This is a genomic window from Aureicoccus marinus (assembly GCF_002954325.1).
In the GTDB taxonomy this organism is placed as follows: domain Bacteria; phylum Bacteroidota; class Bacteroidia; order Flavobacteriales; family Flavobacteriaceae; genus Aureicoccus; species Aureicoccus marinus.
Genome location: NZ_MQVX01000001.1, coordinates 1,129,107 through 1,150,862, shown reverse-complemented (window position 1 = coordinate 1,150,862; position 21,756 = coordinate 1,129,107). Strand labels below are relative to the sequence as shown.

Below are 21,756 nucleotides of genomic sequence, written 5' to 3'. Positions count from 1 at the left end.
TGACCTTAGGGCGAATTACTGGTTGGTGTACCAGTTATACATCTGTTCCACACCTTCATGCAATTCAACAGTGTGTTTCCAGCCTAAGGAATTCAATTTACTTACATCGGTAAGTTTTCTTAGCGTGCCATCTGGTTTTTCGTTATTGAAGTATAGTTCTCCGTTAAAAGAGACTTTGTCTCTAACCAAATGAGCCAAGTCGGTTATGGAGATGTCTTCTCCGGTTCCAATATTGATGTGAGTGTTTCTAATTTCTTTAATGTCATGGGGGTACATCTCCTTAAAGTTTCTGTTTTCCATAATAAAGACGCACGCATCTGCCATGTCTTCTGACCATAAAAACTCCCTCATCGGTTTCCCAGAACCCCAAATCTCTATACTGACAGCACCATCGGAAGCCCTATGCACTCCATATTTCTGAAGGCTTGCTAAAATTTGTTCCTCTGCTGCTTTACCGTCTACTCCTTCAATAGGTAACCGATTGAAATCCATACGAAGCTCATCAAAGTTTTTGTCTTCCAGCGCCTTTCCCAAATGCATTTTTCGGATTAGAGCAGGGAGGACATGAGACTTTTCTAAGTCGAAATTATCATTGGGGCCGTAAAGATTTGTCGGCATGACAGAGATAAAATTGGTGCCGTACTGTAAGTTGTAATTTTCACACATTTTAATCCCGGCGATTTTGGCAATCGCATACGGTTCATTGGTGTATTCAAGAACATCTGTCAGCAAATAATCCTCTTTCATTGGTTGAGGACAATTTTTGGGATAAATACAAGTACTACCCAAAAAGAGTAATTTTTTCACACCATTGCAATAGCTCTGATTAATTACATTGTTTTGGATCATCAGATTTTCATGAAGAAAGTCCGCTCTGTAGGTGTTATTCGCAACAATGCCACCAACTTTTGCTGCTGCAAGAAATACAAATTCAGGTTTTTCCGATTCAAAGAATTCCTTAACTGCGAGCGTGTCGGTAAGATCAAGTTCTGATCGAGCTCTTGTGATTAAGTTTTGAAAACCTTTGTTTTTTAGGTTCTTAAGAATCGCACTCCCAACCAGACCACGGTGCCCGGCAACATAAATTCGAGAAGATATGTCCATTATTCAAAATAATTAAGAATACGGTAACCTCCATGTTTCAAGTACTGGTCTTTTTTCATCAAGTTGAGATCACTCTGCATCATGTCATCGACAAGTTCCTCCAAAGAGTATTCCGGTACCCAGCCCAGCTTATTCTTGGCTTTGGATGCGTCTCCTATGAGTATGTCAACTTCAGTCGGACGGAAGTATTTAGGGTCAACCGCAATCACTTCTTTACCGATTTCTAATTGGTATTCTGGGTTATGACAGGCCTTGACATATCCCTTTTCATTTTCATCTTTTCCTCTGAATTCCAATTCGATACCTACTTTCGAGAAGCTCATTCGTACAAAGTCTCTCACAGCAGTCGTTTTATTGGTTGCAATTACCCAGTCTTCAGCTTGATCAGCTTGTAAAATCATCCACATCATTCTCACATAGTCCTTGGCATGGCCCCAGTCACGCTGGGCATCTAGGTTGCCCAGATACAATTTTTCCTGTAGCCCAAGAGCAATTCTTGAGGTCGCACGAGTGATTTTCCTAGTAACAAAAGTTTCACCTCTTACAGGGGATTCGTGGTTAAAAAGTATTCCATTGCAGGCGTATATACCATAGGCTTCCCGGTAGTTTACTGTAATCCAATACGCATACATTTTGGCAACAGCATAGGGGCTTCTGGGATAGAAAGGCGTCGTCTCCGTTTGTGGAATCTCCTGTACTTTGCCATAAAGTTCAGATGTGGAGCCTGATAAATTCTGGTTTTCTTTTCCAAACCGAGAAGTCTTACGGCTTCCAATATTCTAAGGGTCCCAATACCATCGGCATTGGCGGTATATTCTGGAGTTTCAAAAGAAACCTTTACATGACTCATCGCGGCCAGATTATAAATCTCGTCTGGTTGAATTTCCTGAACTATACGAATCAGATTTGTGCTATCAGTCATGTCACCATAATGCAGAATAAATTTTCGGTTTTCTACATGCGGATCTTCATATAAATGGTCAATCCGGTCTGTATTGAATAGCGATGACCGGCGTTTTAAGCCGTGTACTTCATACCCTTTTTTTAATAGAAATTCACTGAGATATGCTCCATCTTGGCCGGTTGCACCAGTAATAAGCGCTTTTTTCATTGTGAAAGGATTTTTCAGAAGAACGTTTGTATCTAAAGAATTCTTTTATTTGTGACCAAAAATATTCATATCCGTTTGATATCCGCACAAAAAGCTAAGTTTATTCGCCTAACGTTCGAAATTTCATTTAAGAATTAGAAATACGGAAAGAGGAATTAACTTTATCGTCGAAATTGCCCATTAGCCAAGCTTGAAATATTTTAAATCTAAAGACGTTTTGGCTTAAACACTTATAAGAGCATGCTGTTTAACTCACTGGATTTTGCGGTATTCTTGCCAATTGTTTTTGGGCTTTACTGGTTTGTATTTAAGAACAAGCTAAAAGCTCAAAACCTACTAATTGTAGCGGCAAGTTATTTGTTCTACGGTTGGTGGGACTATAGGTTTTTGGCCCTTATTCTTTTCAGTACGATTGTAGACTATTCTATTGGCCGCTTTTTGGCGAATGAGGAAAGGAGCGTGAGGAGGACACTTTTAATTTGGATTAGTATTGTTGTCAACCTTGGATTTCTTGGGTTCTTTAAGTACTACAATTTTTTCTTGGATAATTTTGTAATGGCGTTCAGTTTTCTAGGACAGGAAATTTCAAGCTCTGGATTGAATATTATCTTGCCTGTGGGAATTAGTTTTTACACTTTTCAGACACTTAGCTACACCATTGATGTTTATAAACGGAATTTAGAGCCGACAGAGGATTTTATTGGGTTTATGGCTTTTGTGTCCTTTTTCCCTCAATTGGTTGCTGGACCCATTGAAAGAGCGACAAACCTACTTCCACAATTCTACGAGCGGAGAGTTTTTGAATATTCCAAGGCTGTTGATGGTTTGCGACAAATTCTATGGGGGTTATTCAAGAAAATCGTTATTGCGGATCAATGTGCAGCTTTAGTCAATCCCATTTTTGACAACTCTGATAATTTGAGTGGTAGTACCTTAATATGGGGTGCTTTTTTGTTTGCATTTCAGATTTATGGAGATTTTTCCGGTTATTCGGATATTGCAATAGGTACCTCGAGGTTATTCGGATTTAACCTAATGAAAAATTTCTCTTTTCCTTATTTCTCCAGAGATATCGCTGAGTTTTGGAGGAGGTGGCATATCTCTTTATCCACTTGGTTCAGGGACTATCTTTATATTCCTCTGGGCGGCAGTCGTGGTGGATTGAAGATGAAATTGCGCAATACTTTCATCATTTTTTTAGTAAGTGGTTTTTGGCATGGAGCGAATTGGACCTTTATTGTATGGGGTGGTCTTAATGCATTGTATTTTCTGCCCTTATTACTAACCAAGAGAAATCGCCAGAATATTGATATTATTGGGGGTTCAGGATCACGGATTTCCGTGCGTGACGTGCTCAATTTGTTGGGGACTTTTTTACTCACTTTGCTCGCCTGGGTATTCTTTAGGGCGGAGAATGTACATCATGCGTTCCGCTATTTGAATGGTATTTTTGATCGTACGGTCTTCAACCCGGTTCAGGATTTTTCTGGAGTTCTTTTACTATTGATTGGACTATTTCTGGTGATCGAATGGTTTGGTCGGGAATCGGAATTTGCAATTGAACATATTGGGCTTAAGGTCTCAGGAGTGCTTAGATGGAGTTTTTATATAGTCCTAGCCTTGCTCATAGTGGCCCATATGGACAATCAGCAAGATTTTATTTATTTCCAATTTTAAGGTGATTTTCGGATGAAAATATTTTTAGTGCGATTCGGATTTATTTCTATTCTCTTTATGCTCTTGTCTGCGGGACTTGCTTCAGTGGCATTCTCCGACCGTTTTGTATACTATAAAACTATTGAAACACCCTATAAAAAAGTCGCTTGGAACCTCCATCTCATAAATCGTAAACCTGAAAATGTGGAGGGTAAACTAGTCCTGTTGGGTTCTTCCTTGATACAGGGCGGCATCAATGATTCAATCTTAAGTAGAGCCGGAATTCCTACTCTTAATATGGCGGTTCCCCACAATGGCAATGATTTAAATCTGTATTTTTTTGAGAAAATTCAAGCCTTAAAACCAAAGGAAGTTCTTTGGTTAAAAGGCAAGGTGCCTTTTACGGGTTTACACAAATTGAGTCCATTACTTTATAAACCCAAAGAACTTGTTGCTCGAGGGCAAGCCCTGAACGGTAGTTTTATTCATTACTTTTTTAAACGAGTAAAGCTTTCTTTAGAATATATAAGTTTTTCTTTGTTTCAAGGAGATTGGAATTTGACACCGGAACAGCTTGATTTTATTGAGAAATCTTATGGTTTTATACCCGCTCCCGGAATTATTTCTCAAACCGTTTATTTAGAATATAGTAGTGGAGAGGTGCTTCGCAATGATGAATATTATAATCTGTATTTGAATGATTACACTTATCAAAAGGAAAAAGCTGGAAAAGGTCCGCTAAGACTTGTTTTAGGGAAGAGGCAATTTATTGATCAAGTATTTTTAAAAAGTAACTTTTTTCGCAATGTCGTTTCTCAGGAGAAATTTATTAGCAAAGCGCAAGAGAAAAGTAAAATCCAAGAAATAGAATTTAGCAAAATTTACATACCACTTCTTATAGATGCCATGACATCGGATAATGTCAATTACCGTAGACGGTTTTTTCGAAAGAGTTCTACTGACATGGAGAATCCAATTGCACTTCCGTCGTACCGGTTTCTCAATGATAAAAGGTATTGGAGTGATGTAGACCATGTTAGTGCCGATGGGGCCACCCTTCTTACCCAGATTTATTCGGAGTTTATCTTGGCTAGAAAGTTGGGCAAATAAAATATTAAGCAGGATTCTGATCCAAGCCGTAATACCATTTGTACCAATTGACAAATTGTTCTAAGCCAATTTTTATTGGTGTTTTTGGACTGTACCCATAGTCTTTGTTCAATTCAGTAGTATCCGCCCAAGTCTTGAGAACATCGCCCGGTTGAATAGGCAAGAGAACTTTTTCGGCGGTCTTTCCCATCTTATTTTCAATGATTTCGATAAAATCAAGCAGCTTTTCGGCCTTGTTCTTTCCGATATTATACAGGCGATAGAACTCTCTTTTGTCTTCTCTTTCTCGGGTGTCGGATTCCAGAACCAATTGAACTCCTTTTACGATATCTCCGACATAAGTAAAATCCCGCTCCATGAGTCCGTCGTTAAAGACTTTAATGGGTTTATCGCGTTGAATCGAATCAGCAAATAAGAAGTAAGCCATATCCGGTCTTCCCCAAGGGCCATAGACCGTAAAAAACCGTAAGCCAGTCGTAGGCAAGGAAAAGAGATGGCTGTAGGTATGGGCCATTAACTCGTTACTCTTTTTGGTGGCGGCGTATAGGCTTATCGGCTGCTCGGTTTTATGTTGGGTACTGAAGGGGATTTCGTCACTTAAACCATAAACACTAGAGCTACTGGCATAAACCAAGTGTTGTATGTCAAAATTTCGGCAGCATTCCAGTAAATTCAAAAAACCGACGACATTACTGTCGATATAGGGCTCCGGATTTTCAATACTAAATCGAACTCCGGCCTGGGCAGCGAGGTTGCATACCCGTTCAAACTTTTCTTTTCGAAAGAGCTTGGGGAGCTTTTCTCGGTCTTCCAGGTGCATACGAACAAAGTTGAACTGCGCCCCGTATTTGCTGCTTTCGCATCGAATATTGAAGGGAGTCGCATCGATTTGCGAGATACCCAATTCCTCCAGGCGTGCAAATTTTAATTTGACGTCGTAATATCCGTTGATGTTATCAAGACCAACTACGTCATGACCGTTTTCTAGTAGGGCCTGACAAAGGTGAAATCCTATAAAACCTGCGGCTCCGGTAACAAGTATTTTCAAGGTGTTTTTATTCTGGTAGTGGCAAAGGTAGAATAAAAAACCGGTCCTAAAAGAGCCGGTTTTGAAATGGGTGGAGCGTAAAATTAGGATTCTCCGATCTTGTAGAACTTGAATCCAATATCCTCCATCTTTTTGTTGTCTAGGATCCGACGTCCGTCAAAAACAAAGGCCGGTTTGAGCATTTTCTCGTAAATGCTGGCCCAATCGTAATTCTTGAATTCGTCCCATTCGGTCAATACGGCAATGGCATGAGCGTTTTGAGAAGCTTCCATGGGATCATTTACAACCGTTAATAACCTTCTATTGTCTTCCGGTGAACGAGTGCTAGGTAGTCCAGGTCGGCATAAATCTGGTCTGCTGGAACTTTCGGATCATAGACCACCAAATGTGCGTTTTCGTCCAAGAGGGCATCGGCTACATAAATAGCGGCGGACTCCCGGGTATCGTTGGTGTCTTTTTTAAAGGCCCAACCATAGAATACGATTTTTTTCCCAGAAATGGTATTGTAGAGGGTCGAGACAATGTTGTCTGCAAAGCGTCTTTTCTGGTAATCGTTCATAATGATTACCTGCTCCCAGTACTCTGAAACCTCTTGCAGGCCAAAGCTTTTAGCGATGTAAACCAAGTTGAGGATGTCTTTTTGGAAACAAGATCCGCCAAAACCAACAGAGGACTTCAGGAATTTAGGGCCAATACGGCTGTCGAACCCAATCGCTCGTGAAACCTCATCTACATTGGCGTCGGTACGCTCGCACAAAGCGGAGATTGAGTTGATGGACGAGACACGTTGTGCTAAGAAAGCGTTAGCCACAAGTTTAGACAGCTCAGATGACCATACATTGGTCTGAAGAACTCTTTCTTTAGGTAACCAGTGCTCATAAATGCTGCTCAAGGCATCCTTTGCTGTTTGACCACTTGGGGTCTCATCACCTCCAATGAGGACGCGATCGGCATGGAGTAAGTCTTCAATAGCTGTGCCTTCAGCTAAAAACTCAGGATTCGACAGAATCTCGAACTTTACTCCGTTTCCGGTGTTGTGCAAGATGCTCTTCAGGGCCTCGGCTGTTCTAACAGGCAGCGTTGATTTTTCGACGACAATTTTGTCTTCCTTGGCTACTCGTGCGATGTTTCGCGCACAGAGCTCGATATTTTTAAGGTCGGCTGCTTGGCCTTTTCCTTTACCATAGGTTTTCGTCGGCGTATTTACCGAAATAAAGATGATATCAGCTCGGTCAATACCGCCATCTACGTCGGTGGAGAAAAAGAGATTTTTTCCTCGGGTTTCCCCAACGATCTCGGCAAGTCCAGGTTCGTATACTGGAAGTTTGTCCAAGTCTTCGTCATTCCATTTTGCGATGCGGTCTGGATTGATGTCAACAACGGTTACCCGAATTTCCGGGCACATTTTTGCGATAACCGCCATGGTAGGACCACCTACATAGCCTGCTCCAATACAGCAGATTTCACGGATGGTTTTCATGTGTGCTTTGATTTAGGTTAAAAGAATGTGGCAAATTAACGCCATTTTTATTCAAGTGATTCTTGTTAAGAGGTAATTTTTACAGAGAATATCCTCCTTTGATCGATAATTTAAAAGCTTAAACGATATATAACTCAGTCTCGTATCAATTCACCTATTTTTATGCACGAATAACTCCAAATCAAACTGAAAATTGAGCAACAAGGATCGCATCTGGTTGTCCTCTCCGCACATGAGCGGCACCGAGCTAGACTATATTCATTCGGCTTTTGCTGAGAATTGGATAGCCCCTTTGGGACCCAATGTCAATGCTTTTGAAGCCGCTATTTCTTCTCATTATCAAGAAAAAAGGCAGATTGCCGCCCTTAGTTCCGGAACTGCGGCCCTTCATCTTGGTCTTGAAATTCTAGGCGTAGGAGCAGGGGATGAAGTTTTGTGCCAAAGCCTGACCTTCTCGGCTTCAGCCAACCCTATCGTTTATTTGGGGGCATCCCCCGTTTTTGTCGATAGTGAGTGGGAAACCTACAATATGGATCCGGTGGCCTTAGAAATGGCGATTGAATCCCGAATCAAGGCAGGTGTAAAACCCAAGGCCATTGTCGCGGTTCATTTATATGGTATGCCCTATCAAAATGACCGGATCACCCAAATCGCTCAGCGATATGACATTCCGGTTTTAGAAGATAGCGCGGAGTCCTTAGGAAGTCATATCGATGGTGTTCCTTGTGGAAGTTTTGGCGATATCGCAATTCTCTCCTTCAACGGAAACAAGATAATTACGACCTCTGGTGGGGGTGCCCTGGTTTGCCGTTCGGAAGAGCACAAGAAAAGAGCGATCTATCTGGCGACCCAGGCCCGTGATGAAGCTCCTCATTACCAACACTCTGATATAGGATACAACTACAGAATGAGCAATATTTTGGCCGGAATTGGTCGAGGGCAGATGGAAGTTTTAGCCGATAGAGTAGCGTCTCGTCGAAAGAATTATACCTCTTATAAGGAAGAATTGGCCAAATACGAGGAAATTGATTTTTTAGAAGAACCGGAAGGCTACTTCAGTAACCGATGGCTAAGCACTATCATGACTCCTTCTTTTGAAATAAGAGAAAAAATACGCCTGGGCTTGTGGGAAGAGAACATAGAATCTCGGCCCATGTGGAAGCCTATGCACTTACAACCCGTCTTCCAGAAGAACCAGTACTACGGAGGTGAAGCCGCTGAGGGCATCTTTGATCGCGGCCTTTGTCTTCCCAGTGGTTCTAACTTAACCGAACAGGATTTGGATCGTGTTTTGAACCAAATCCACAAAATTATGAAATCGTGATTAAAAGCTACCTAATCAGCATTTCACATCGCTACGCCTCCAAATGGTTGGTGCTGGCTATTGATGTTGCAATTATTGGCGTTTCTTTTGTCTTATCTTACTTGGTAAGTGATAACCTGAGTTTTGATTTTGACGTGCAAATGATGTTCAAGCAATTGCCTGTCGTTTCTTTATTGGGCTTAGGGGCTTTCCTGATTACTGGATCCTATAAAAGTGTGATCAGGCATACGGGAGCAAAGGATATCTACAATATTTTCAATGCAATCTGTCTGTCGAGCATTTTGATGATCTTTTTTGTAATGATCGTTCGCTGGGGGGGATTTTTGAGTGGATTCGCTATTCCACTAGGCGTTATTATTATCCACAGTCTGATCAGTTTTGTGATCTTGACCGCCTCGCGTTACGTTTTTAAAACCTCTTATGCTTCTCTGACCAGTCAATTCAAGCGCACCAAGAATATTTTGATATACGGTGCTGGTCAATCGGGTATTTTGACCTACAATGCTCTGAGTAATCACAGCTACAGTTCTTCCAAAGTGGTTGGCTTTATCGATGACGATAAAAAGAAAATAGGTAAGAAGATCAACGGCGTCCGCGTCTTTGATCGTCGGGTACTCAACGACTTCTTTCTCGCTAAAAATGATATTCGAGAAATCATTTTTGCTATTCACAATGTAGAGCCGAACAAACTTCGAGAAATGCTGGATGGTTTGATCGAATACCCGGTCAAGGTCAAAAAGGTTCCGCCAGTTGAAATTTGGATCGATGGAGAGTTTAAGGTTTCTCAGATCAAGCAAGTTCAGATTGAGGACCTCTTGAACCGAACACCGATCCACATCAAAAAGTCTAAAGTTTCTGAGCAACTATCAGGCAAAACCATTATGGTAACTGGGGGTGCTGGTTCAATTGGTAGTGAGATTGTTCGCCAGATCTGTAAGTACGACTATCATCGCCTTATAATTATTGACCAAGCGGAATCTGCCTTGTACGATTTGCAACAGGAGCTTAAACAACAGGGTTACCACAACTTTGTACCCTTCGTAGCCGATGTGCGCGACAAAAAGCGAATGACTCAGTATTTTGAGGAATTTTCGCCGGATATGGTCTATCATGCAGCCGCCTACAAGCACGTGCCTCTTATGGAGTACAATGCGTATGAAGCTGTGCGGATCAACATTCAGGGCACTCGCAACATAGCGGATCTAGCGCAGGATTATGGCGTAGAGAAATTTGTTTTTATTTCTACAGACAAGGCTGTCAACCCAACCAATGTGATGGGGGCGACCAAAAGGATTGCCGAAATGTACATCAGTTGTAAACACCAAGAAGGCAAGACCAAATTCATCACTACCCGATTCGGTAATGTGCTCGGATCGAATGGATCGGTAATCCCTCTTTTTAGAAAGCAAATTGAAAAGGGTGGTCCTTTAACCGTAACACACAAGGATATTACCCGTTATTTCATGACCATCCCGGAGGCATCTCAATTGGTCTTGGAAGCGGCGTGCATGGGAAAAGGAGGTGAGATATTCCTTTTTGATATGGGTGAATCCGTAAAAATTTACGATTTGGCCAAAAATATGATCAAACTCTCAGGATTGCGTTATCCAGAAGACATCAATATAGAGATTACCGGCTTACGTCCTGGAGAAAAACTGTACGAAGAGCTTTTAGCCAATGGTGAGAATACCCTGCCGACTTACAACGAGAAAATCATGATTAGCAAGGTAAGGGAGCTCGATTACGCTTCAATTCGTAAAGGTATCGAGGAGCTATGTGCAGCAAATTCCATTTATTTTGAGCCTGAAAAAATCGTTGAATTGATGAAGGGAATTGTCCCTGAATATATTTCGAATAACTCCTCCTTTAGTCAGTTGGACAAGACTAAAAAAAGCAGTAATATTGGGACAAATGCTGATTCTGAACCAGATACGAAACCTGCGTCGGAATCCTCTAAAACCTAGCTAGATGCGAAAGACCAATTCTATACTGTTACTTCTTATCGTGGTTCTTTTATTGAGTTCTTGTGCTTCGCGCAAAGATATCGTCTATTTTCAAGACGCAGGTCAGTTTGAAACAATTGTCGATAAAAGTAGTTTCACTACAAAATTCAAGGTAGACGATGTCGTCAGTATATATATATCTACTTTGTCAAAAGAGGCTAGTGAACCGTTTAACCTCTATCGAGGTTCTGTCGAAGGCGGAGTAAGACCAGAGCAAGTTGATTATATTATTGACAAAGACGGGCAGATAGATTTTCCTGTAATTGGTAAAATGAAAATAGTTGGTTTATCTCCTGAAGAGCTGCGAGTACTGTTAAGGCAAAAATTGAAAGACTACCTAGTTGATCCTATAATTAACATCCGATTAAAGAATTTTACTGTTTCCGTATTAGGCGAAGTCAATAAACCGGGTACTTATCCCGTTAATGGTGAAAGGATAACTATAATGGAAGCTTTGGGATTGGCAGGGGATTTGACGATAAAGGGTAAAAGAGAGAATGTATTGGTCATACGGGATTTTGATGGAGCCAAAGTTTATAATAGAATTGACTTGACGAAGAAAAATGCAATGAATTCGCCAGTATACTACTTAACTCAGAATGATATTGTTTATGTGGAGCCAAATAAGTCGGCCGTGAGCACATCATCATTGGATAACCGTGCTAATATTACTGTTTCTCTTATTTCCGTCATTATCACTTCGACCATTATACTAATTACAAGAAATTAATCACTTTTTTATGGGAGACAATCTTGATCTTAAGGAACTTATATCCAACTATACCAAGCATTGGCAGTGGTTTCTCTTGATGGTTGTCACTATGTTGATATTGTCCGTAATCTACGTGCGCTATAAGACTCCTGAATATTTAGTAGCCGCTAAAATTCAGATTCAGGAAGAAGATAATGGCGGGGTTCAGATATTTGGCGATAGCGATCTTTTTTCCTTTGGAAGTCAGAATGTTCTTGATGAAATTGAGCTTATAAAATCCAGGTCAAATTTCATCGAAATAGTTCAAGAACTGAAACTTAATGTTGGCATGAAACTGATGGGTAACCTCAAAGAAAAGCCACTCTATGGAAAACAGCCTTTAATAATCAACTTTATCGCTGAGGACTCGGTTATTGAGAAGACTACATACGATTTTTACATACGTCTAGATTCCGATACTTCTTATTCTTATTTAGAGGAAGAGGAGGGGAAGGCTTCCAAGTATGATTTTGGCAAGAAAATTAGTACCCCGATTGGCAATATTGTACTTACTCCTAATCCAGATTTTTTTGGTGAGTATCAAGGAGATAAAATTCACATTACAGTGCAACCCGTTGAAACGGTAGCTGATAGCTTCAGGTACCGCGTGAATGTTATCAATGAGGACGATAAATCGTCCATTGTTAGTTTGTCTCTGCAGGATCCTGTCCCTGAAAGAGCAAAGCAAGTACTAGATAGATTGGTGTTCTTGTACAATGATAATGCCATCAGGGATAAGAAAATTGTTGCTGATAGAACAAGAGATTTTATCAACGATAGAATCAGCGAAATATCGTTAAGCTTGAGCGATGTAGATGATTCCGCTGAGAACCTTCGTACAGAAAGAGGGATTGCCGATCTCGCATCGGAAACCAGTATTAATTTGAATGTTGGGGCCGAAAACCGACAAAAATTGAATAACGTTCAAAACGAATTGAATATCGCTTCGAATATGCGGGATTATGTTGATCAGAAGGCGGGGTTCAAAGTTTTGCCCTCGAATTTAGGTTTTTCTGATCCATCAATTGCCAATACGACCGCCCAGTATAACCAATTGGTTCAGGAAAGAAAGCGTTTACTTAAAAGTTCAAATGAGAAGAACCCAGTCGTTGTAAATCTTGATGGACAACTTAGAGATTTAAAGAGAAACCTAAAAACGAGCTTGAATTCTACGGTAGATAATCTTACTCTAACCATGAATAGTTTGAGTGGTCAGCAGGCGGTAATTAATTCTAGGATTTATTCAGCGCCAATCAAAGAAAGAGCTCTGAGAGATATTACCCGCAAGCAGCAAACGACCGAATCACTCTATCTCTATCTTCTTCAAAAAAGGGAAGAGGCGCAAATTGCAGTTGCCTCAACCAACCCTAAATGTAAAGTTGTTGATATGCTTATCTGGTTTCAAGAATACCAGTTTCGCCTAGGACGAAGATGATCTATTTGATGGCCGTTGTGCTAGGTATTGCCATTCCCTTTAGCATTATCTATGCACAAGACATTTTGGATAATAAAGTCTACAACATGAGGACTTTAGAAAAGATCACTAAGGATGTCCCTGTCTTGGGCGAATTACCAAAGTTAACCAGAAGACAGTTAAAACAACTGATTACCGATGATCGCAGTGTGTTATCAGAGTCCTTAAGAATATTGAGAACAAATCTGGATTATTTAATAAAAACCAATAGACCTGAAGGAAAAAAGAACAATGTGGTTTTTGTTACTTCCAGTATTTCAGGAGAAGGGAAGACGTTCGTTTCTTCAAATCTTGCAATGATCTTGGCCAGTGCAGGTAAAAAGGTTGTTCTTTTAGGTGCAGATATTAGAAATCCGAAGATCCGTGATTTTTTTAAACAGGACAAAGGAAAATTCTTGAGTAAATCTGTTGGCGATCATGGTGATGGCAAGAAGCGTGTGCTCGGATTTACAGACTATCTCTTTTCAGATGATCGAGATCTCGAAGCATTGAAGCGTAAAATAAGTTTAAACAATATAGAACTGGACATCATTTACTCTGGTCGAATTCCTCCAAACCCTGCAGAGTTATTGCTCAGTCCCAAGGTTAGTAAGGTAATGACCGAATTGAGTAGGGATTACGATTATGTCATTGTAGACACTGCACCTCTAATGGTGGTTACTGATACCCTGCTAATATCGGAATATGCTGATCATCTCATTTATGTGACTAGAGCTCGCGTTACGGAGAAAAAGGCAATTGAGTTCCCGATTAAACTTCAGGAAGAGAAGAAAATCAAAGGACTGGCATTTGTTGTAAATGATGTTTCAGGTGCCAATTTGGGCTATGGAGGTTTGTATGGATACGGGTATGGGCAGACCAAGAAAAGATGGTGGAAGTTTTAAGAAGTAAATTTTGAGAAGTTTAAAAAGCCGGTTAATTGATTAACGGGCTTTTTTTGCGTAGATATGACCAAATTCCCATAAATCCTGGGAAAAGACTTCTCGTCGATATTCGTGTTTATTTTGACGATTTAAAAGCTACAAGTACGCTTGTAATTAAGTCATTGCCCTATCTTTAGGCTCAAAAATTAAACCCCAGATTACTGTTATGAATCAGCAATTCTTAAATCCAATAGCGCGCAGTATGGTACAAGTTGTAAAGAAGAATTTGCTTCTTTACGGATTATTGCTAGCTTTTGGTTTTTACCAAGCTAATGCACAGGTTAATTTTGACCAATCTACGCTCAATTTTAATGGAATAGGTGAAAGTACCAATGGATTTACTTCAATCATGTTTGGTCCTGATGGACGTCTTTATGTGGCTGAATACCATGGATTAATCAAAATATTCACTATTGAGCGCCAATCATCTACCAGTTATACGGTTACAGCAGTTGAGGAATTGAATGGTATCCAAACTATGGAAGACCATAATGATGATGGGTCTGGTTTTAGCAGTTTGGAGCGGGAAACTACCGGACTGACAGTAGCCGGGACTGCTACAAACCCAATTATATATGTAACATCTAGTGATTTTAGAATTGGATCTGGACCCGCAGGAGGTAATGGTGATGTAGGATTGGATACGAATTCTGGAGTTATTACAAGATTCACCTGGACTGGTTCGGCATGGGATGTTGTGGATTTGGTTAGAGGTTTGCCTCGTTCTGAAGAAAACCATGCAACAAATGGTTTGGAATACGCGCAAATTAACGGGGTAAATTATTTGTTAGTAACTTCTGGGGGGATTACTAATGCGGGTTCACCATCTACAAATTTCGTTTTCACATGTGAATACGCATTATCCGGTGCGATTTTATCGGTTAATTTAGATGAGATCAATAGCCTGCCAATATTGACCGATAGCGGGAGACAATATATTTATGATCTTCCTACCCTCGATGATCCTACACGGCCCAATTCGAACGGTATTATAGATCCTAATGACCCAGGATACACTGGAGAAGATTTAAATGACCCTTGGGGAGGAAATGATGGTTTAAATATGGCAATCATTGATCCTGCAGGCCCCGTCCAGGTTTTTTCGCCGGGATTTAGAAATGCATATGACCTTGTCGTTACGGAGAGCGGTGCAGTTTACGCAACAGATAATGGCGCCAATGGAGGCTGGGGAGGTTTCCCGGTAAATGAGGGTACAGTTAATGCGAATAATGATTATGACCCTAACGAGACAGGGAGCACATTCGCTACTCAAGCTCCTGATGGGGAAAGAATTTTAAATCAAGATCATTTAGAACTGATTACCACTGACCTTAGTAGCTATACTTTTGGTAGTTATTATGCGGGTCACCCGAATCCAGTACGGGCAAACCCATCGGGTGCCGGTTTGTATACAGTCAATGATACAAACAGTGTATGGAGAACCTTAATATATGATCCTGATGGAAGTTCACCGAACTCCACCACCGATGTTACTTTAGGCCTACCAGCCAATTGGCCACCGGTCAATACGGCCAATCCAGATGAAGGAGATTGGCGAGGTCCTACGACACCTAATCCTGACGGTCCGGATAACAGTCCTGTTTTGGTTTGGGGGACCAATACAAACGGAATTGATGAATATACAGCGACCAACTTTGCAGGTCAAATGCAGGGCAACTTAATTGCTGGGGTAAATAGTGGTGTATTGAGAAGAGTTGAACTTAATCCCGACGGGAGTGTTGCCAACTTTACTGCGGAATTTTTCTCTGGTCTTGGAGGTAATGCACTAGCTATTACTTGTAATTCGGATACGGAAATTTTTCCGGGTACCATCTGGGCGGGAACCTTAGGTGGAGACTTGATTGTATTTGAACCCCAGGATTTTGTAGTGTGCATTCTTCCAGGTGAAATGGACTATGACCCCAGTGCTGATAATGATTCAGATGGATATACTAATGACGATGAGGATCAAAATGGAACTGATCTCTGTAATGGTGGATCACAACCATCTGATTTTGATAAGGCTGCCGGTGGAATTCTGGTTTCTGATTTGTTGGATAATGATGACGATTTTGATGGCATTGTAGACAGTGCTGATCCTTTTCAATTAGGAGATCCAACAACAAGTGGCAGCGATGCCTTTCCTATTCCTGTCAGTAATGATTTGTTCAATGATCAACAGCAATTGGGTGGAATCTTTGGCCTTGGCATGACAGGATTGATGAATAATGGAGACACTAATGAGAACTGGATTAACTGGTTAGATCGACGTGATGATCCAACTGATCCAAATCCGAATGATGTTCTAGGTGGTGCGCCAGGACTAATGACTTCCCACATGACTTCTGGAACAGCGCTGGGCGTAACCAACACACAGGAAAAGGGTTACCAGTATGGCGTACAATCAGAAGCTTCTGTTGGTTCTTATTCTGTAGTTGGCGGCATGGTTGGATTCACTGGAGGCCTTCGATTATATGGCAATACCGCCGCCGTTGGTGGTGAATTGGGATTCTTTATTGGAGACGGGACACAATCTAACTACATTAAATTTACTGTTAATGTAGACGGGTTCGAAATGATTCAGGAAATTAATGACATACCTCAAGCCCCTATAACTTCAACACTCCTCGAGTCGGATCGACCAGCTACGACAGGTGGGATTCGATTTTATTTTCTAATTGAGCCATCTACCGGAGATGTAACTTGTCAATACAGCATTGACGGTGGGGCTAAAGTAACTGTAGGTACCATAACGGCGCAAGGCACTATTTTGGAAGCTATACAGCAGTCTACTAAGGATTTAGCGGTTGGATTGATAGGGACTTCTGGCGTCTCTGGTGTCGAATTGGAAGGAACTTGGGATTTCCTAAATGTTCTTTTTGAAGAGCCTTTTGTTGTTCAGAGTATTCCTGATATTGAAAGACCTCTTGGCGAAACACAAGAGATACTTGATCTTTCAAACTATTTTGATGATAATGATGGAGTAGCGAATCTGACCTATTCTGTTCAGAACAATACCAATGCAAATTTCACTCCGGTCATTACAAGTAGTCAATTGGATATTGCATTACCTAATCTTATTGAATCAACGGATTTAACAATTCGGGCAATTGATCAAGGTGGATTTTTTGTTGATGAAACCTTTACAATTTCCATTAATAATGGGCCAATAGTTCTTTACCGTGTGAATGCTGGAGGTCCGGAGGTTACCGCTATAGATGGATTGCTTAATTGGGATGAAGATACTGATCTAAGTCCATCAATTTACTTGAACGAAGCGGCCTCTAACCGAGTTTTTTCTGGAAGCGTTAATGCCCTAGACCCTTCGGTCAATGTGGGCAGTGTGCCATTAGGTCTATTTACAACAGAGCGCTTTGACGATAGTGCCGGTACTCCAAATATGAGTTATGCTTTCCCCGTTGCCATGTCAGGTAACTATGAGATAAGACTTTATATGGGAGAAGGATTTATAGCGGATTCCCAGATAGGGCAGCGTATCTTTGATGTCCAGATCGAAGGAATCACCTTGCCACTTTTGAATGATATCGACCTTGCTGAGTCTTTCGGGAGTTTTAACGGTGGCGTTTTTTCACATATTATTAAAGTAAATGATTCCGAAATAAATATTGAATTTATTCATGGAGTGATTGAGAATCCGATGGTTAATGCTATAGAGATTTTGGATGTACCAGACTTCGACACCCCCATCTATCTCAAACAAATCGCTGATCAGATCAACGAGCCAGGTACCCAAATTAATAATGGATTGGCAGTACAAGCCTTTGGTGGCGATGGTAACTTAAGTTATGATGCGCTAAACCTCCCACCAGGACTAACTATTGAACCTACTAATGGTTTGTTCACCGGCACAATTGCACTTAATGCGGCTGATAACAGTCCTTATCTAGTTACAATTAATGTGGAAGACAGTGACGGATTCAATGACGATGGAGCGTCCATTCAATTTCTTTGGAACATCAATGATACATCTGATTTCCGTATTAACGCTGGTGGAATCTCATTCAACACCCCTAACCTAGGCGCAAATTGGGAGGACAATGCGACCGAGGGAGCACAGGTAGGAAATGGATTTACCGTGAATACAGGACGAGTGGATCCAATTACAATAGATTTTGCGAATCGTGATCAGGCGTCCATGCCTGCCTACATTGATCAGACAGCCTTTGACATGCTCTTTGCGCAAGAGCGGTATGATATTGCCTCTGGAGATGACATGGCCTACGAGATTCCCATAGCCAATGGTTCTTTTGTAGTAAACTTATATTTTGCCAATTTCTTTGAAGGTACCAATCAAATTGGAGACCGGGTATTTGATATTTTGTTAGAAGGTGCCGTATCGAGAGATAATTTCGATATTGTCCAAGAATTTGGGCATTTGACCGGAGGTATGATCTCTTTACCTGTCGATGTGGTTGATGGTGTCCTTGACATAGGCTTCGGAAGGGTCACACAAAACCCTTTGATTAATGCAATTGAAATTTACCGAATAGACTCGGCTCTTGATCCAGTCGTCTTGAATAATCCGGGTAATCAGCTTAATGATGTAAATAATTTCATTTCCTTGCAGATCAATGCTACAGGGGGTGATGTTATGGAAAGTTTTGTCTATTTCGCCTTAGGATTGCCGGAAGGCCTAAGTATTGATCCCAATACTGGCGAGATCTCCGGTACAATTGCGGAATCTGCTAGTACTGGTGGGCCAGCAAATGACGGACAGCATCCGGTAAAGGTCACGGTATTGAAAGAAGGGTCTGCGCCATCAAGTATTGAATTTATTTGGGAAATAGCAAGTTCTTGGACAGAAAAGGATGAAGATTTAAACTATAGTGCTCGACACGAGTGTTCGTTTGTGCAAGCTGGTGACAAGTTTTATTTAATGGGAGGTAGAGAGTCGGCTACAAATATTGATATCTATGACTACTCGAGCAATACCTGGCAAACATTGTCCAACTCTGCGCCATTCGAATTTAATCACTACCAAGCGGTTACCTACCAGGGCTATATATGGATTATTGGTGCTTTCAAGGACAATAATTTTCCGACGGAAGCCCCTGCAGAATATATTTGGTTGTTTGATCCTGTGAATCAAAATTGGATTCAAGGCCCTGAGATTCCAACAGCCAGAAGAAGAGGTTCGGCAGGATTGGTAATGTATAATGACAAGTTTTATGTTGTTGCTGGGAATACGGTTGGGCACGATGGTGGAGCCGTTCCTTATTTGGACGAATACGATCCTAAAACGGGTACATGGACTGTCTTGGCTGATGCACCGAGAGCAAGAGATCACTTTGGGGCAGTACTTATTGATGATAAGATCTATGTGGCCTCAGGGAGGACTTCTGGTGGAACGGGAGGGGTATTTGCTCCGGTTATTCCTGAAGTTGATGTGTACAATATTACTAATGCAACTTGGAGTACACTCCCAGCAGAAGACAATATTCCTACTCCTCGTGCTGGTACAGCAGTGGCTAATTTCAACAACCGTTTGGTCGTTATAGGTGGTGAAGTAAAGAATGAACTGGTCTATGGCGTGGTAGTAAACGATGCCCTGAAAATTACAGAGCAGTATGACCCTGCAACCGAAAGCTGGACAAGATTGCCTGATATGAATTTTGAACGTCACGGGACCCAGGCTATTGTTTCGGGAGATGGTATTTATGTTTTGGCCGGATCACCAAGCCGCGGAGGTGGTAACCAGAAGAACATGGAGTTCTTTGGAACGGACAATGCGAATGGAGCTGCCCTTCAAGGCAGTGTTATAGAAGCACCAGCTGGCGTTTTTGTCGCCGATAACTCAACTAGTTCATTTCAGATTAGTATTGTAAATGGAAATACCGGAACCTGGATTGACCGCATGGAAATAACTGGAGTCAATGCAGCTGATTATTCAATAAGTACCGGTGAATTAACTAGTGTGCTGTTGAAACAGGATGACTTGCACACCATTGAGGTAAATCTAACCGGAACAGGGGAAGGTAGAAATGCCGTTTTGACCATTTATTATGGTTTAAATGATAGTGTAGCTATTAATCTTTCAAATAATGATGTACCGCCTATAGTTACCAATCCTGGAAATCAGACCAATACAGAAGGAGATAGCGTTTCTCTGCAGATTGATGCAACAGATAACGGTGTTTCATTGACTTACGAAGCAACCAATTTACCACCAACATTAACTATTGATGAAAATTCTGGCTTGATTACAGGTACTATTGAAGTAGCGAATCAAGGTGATAAGATTTTTCAGGAAGAGAATGGTTACCTATTAATTGAAGCGGAAAGCGCCAATTTGGTCGGAGGGTGGAGCTTAACAACGGTTGGAGGTGCTGTAGGAATTACTCCGGATTCTCAGCACTTTGGAAATCCTTTAGGCGGAGGACAATTGACTTACAAAATCAACATTACGAACACAGGTGTTTACAGGTTTAACTGGCGAAATCTGTATACGGGTAATTTGGCTGCTGAAAACAACGATAGTTGGTTGAAATTTCCGAATGATTCTAATGTTGTTTTCTTTGGATACGATGGATTTACAACTTCAAACGAATCGATTTATACCAATATCATCGAAAATGATATTTATGATGATTTGTGTTATCCAAAAGGTAGTGGTTTAGGAAATAACATAACGACGGACATGGGAGGTACCTTACCTCTTGGCCTTGGTAGTAATGGATATTTTAAGGTATACAGGACTGGCGGTCAGCCTGAAGTATACGAGTGGGAGTCCAAGGTCAGTGATGGGGATGATCACAGTGTTTTTGTTTGGTTTAAGAATCCTGGTGTATATGAATTCATTGTTTCTGAAAGGAGTAGTGGGCATATCATTGATAAAATGGTACTCTATAAGGTTACTCAAGCAGGTGACTTTAATACTGAAGCCAAGTTAGACGCTCTTCCCGAATCTAATTTTACTGGAAGTAGTGGAGGTGCAGCAGACAATAGCCCCTATAATGTCCAAGTAACGGTCACAGATGATTCAGATTTAAGTGATACGGTCGATTTTACCTGGTTTGTTGGTTCTCTAGGTCAATCCTTATTTGCTGTTGCTGAATCAGATATTACCACAGGTAATTCTCCTTTAAGCGTTAATTTCGTGGGCAGTAATTCATTTGACGATATTGCGGTTACGGGCTATTTATGGGATTTCCAGGATGGAAATACCAGTACGGAGGCGAACCCGACTTATGTGTTTAATAGCTCTGGTACTTACGAAGTTAGTTTAACTGTCATTGATGGTGATGGAAATACAGATACGGATATTCTTACCATAGAAGTTCAAGAGCCCTTACCACCTACATCAGTTGCAGAGACTAATATAACTGCGGGTAACGCACCTTTGGAAGTATCATTTACTGGGAGCAATTCCTTTGACGATAAACCCAATAACATTATTAGTTACGCATGGGACTTTGGTACTGGAGATACTTCTGTGGAACAGGACCCTACTTATACCTTTCTTTCTGGAGGAGTTTATACGGTCAGTTTAACAGTTGAAGATGGTCAAGGCCTTACAGATACCGCAACTCTTGAAATCACTGTAAATGGAGCTCCTGTTGCCATTGCAACGGCGGATGTGACTTCTGGGAACGAAGCCTTAGAGGTTAATTTCACAGGAAGTGGATCTACGGATGACAACAATGATATTGTGAGTTATGCCTGGGATTTCGGAACTGGTGATATGTCTACTGAGGCGAATCCAACTTATACCTTCACTACTGGAGGTGTGTACACGGTTTCTTTGACGGTGA

Annotated in this window: 10 protein-coding genes and 2 pseudogenes; 8 read left to right on the top strand and 4 right to left on the bottom strand. The window is 41.2% G+C overall.

All coding sequences use genetic code 11. The annotated features are described in order from the left end of the window. Nucleotides 1-15: 15 nt before the first annotated feature. Complete coding sequence (locus BST99_RS05335; RefSeq protein ID WP_105000876.1) at nucleotides 16-1,104, bottom strand: GDP-L-fucose synthase family protein; 1,089 nt, start codon at nucleotides 1,102-1,104, stop codon at nucleotides 16-18. Next, nucleotides 1,104-2,215: pseudogene (gmd, locus tag BST99_RS05330) on the bottom strand (GDP-mannose 4,6-dehydratase). Before gmd ends, BST99_RS05335 begins: the two are co-directional and overlap by 1 nt. Before the next feature lie 240 nt (nucleotides 2,216-2,455). Here gmd and BST99_RS05325 point away from each other — a divergent pair. Both BST99_RS05325 and BST99_RS05320 read left to right on the top strand, forming a co-directional pair. Further along, a complete protein-coding gene (locus BST99_RS05325; RefSeq protein WP_105000875.1) occupies nucleotides 2,456-3,892 on the top strand; it encodes an MBOAT family O-acyltransferase in 1,437 nt (478 codons plus the stop codon). A 12-nt stretch (nucleotides 3,893-3,904) separates the two neighbouring features. Continuing rightward, nucleotides 3,905-4,981 (top strand): hypothetical protein, encoded by a 1,077-nt coding sequence (locus BST99_RS05320; protein ID WP_105000874.1) that lies wholly within the window; start codon nucleotides 3,905-3,907, stop codon nucleotides 4,979-4,981. Between the two features lie 4 nt (nucleotides 4,982-4,985). On the opposite strand, the gene BST99_RS05315 is transcribed toward BST99_RS05320, so the two are convergent. Then, nucleotides 4,986-6,029, bottom strand: coding sequence for an NAD-dependent epimerase/dehydratase family protein (locus BST99_RS05315; RefSeq protein ID WP_105000873.1), 1,044 nt, complete (start codon nucleotides 6,027-6,029; stop codon nucleotides 4,986-4,988). An 83-nt stretch (nucleotides 6,030-6,112) separates the two neighbouring features. Continuing rightward, nucleotides 6,113-7,509 (bottom strand): annotated as a pseudogene (locus BST99_RS05310) (nucleotide sugar dehydrogenase). A 193-nt stretch (nucleotides 7,510-7,702) separates the two neighbouring features. Here BST99_RS05310 and BST99_RS05305 point away from each other — a divergent pair. From BST99_RS05305 to BST99_RS05285, 6 genes are all read left to right on the top strand, one after another. Further along, a complete protein-coding gene (locus BST99_RS05305; protein WP_317046116.1) occupies nucleotides 7,703-8,833 on the top strand; it encodes a DegT/DnrJ/EryC1/StrS family aminotransferase in 1,131 nt (376 codons plus the stop codon). Further along, a complete protein-coding gene (locus BST99_RS05300; RefSeq protein WP_105000872.1) occupies nucleotides 8,830-10,797 on the top strand; it encodes a polysaccharide biosynthesis protein in 1,968 nt (655 codons plus the stop codon). The genes BST99_RS05305 and BST99_RS05300 overlap by 4 nt, the downstream gene beginning before the upstream one ends. Nucleotides 10,798-10,801: 4 nt before the next feature. Beyond that, complete coding sequence (locus BST99_RS05295; protein ID WP_105000871.1) at nucleotides 10,802-11,566, top strand: polysaccharide biosynthesis/export family protein; 765 nt, start codon at nucleotides 10,802-10,804, stop codon at nucleotides 11,564-11,566. A 10-nt stretch (nucleotides 11,567-11,576) separates the two neighbouring features. Then, nucleotides 11,577-13,022, top strand: a complete 1,446-nt coding sequence (locus tag BST99_RS14590; protein ID WP_245916190.1) for a GumC family protein — start codon at nucleotides 11,577-11,579, stop codon at nucleotides 13,020-13,022. Beyond that, the gene (locus tag BST99_RS14585) at nucleotides 13,019-13,945 is read left to right on the top strand and encodes a CpsD/CapB family tyrosine-protein kinase (protein WP_245916189.1); all 927 of its coding nucleotides are present in this window, start codon (nucleotides 13,019-13,021) and stop codon (nucleotides 13,943-13,945) included. Before BST99_RS14590 ends, BST99_RS14585 begins: the two co-directional genes overlap by 4 nt. 205 nt (nucleotides 13,946-14,150) lie before the next feature. Further along, on the top strand, nucleotides 14,151-21,756 hold a 7,606-nt coding region (locus BST99_RS05285; protein WP_105000870.1), incomplete at its 3' end, for a PKD domain-containing protein.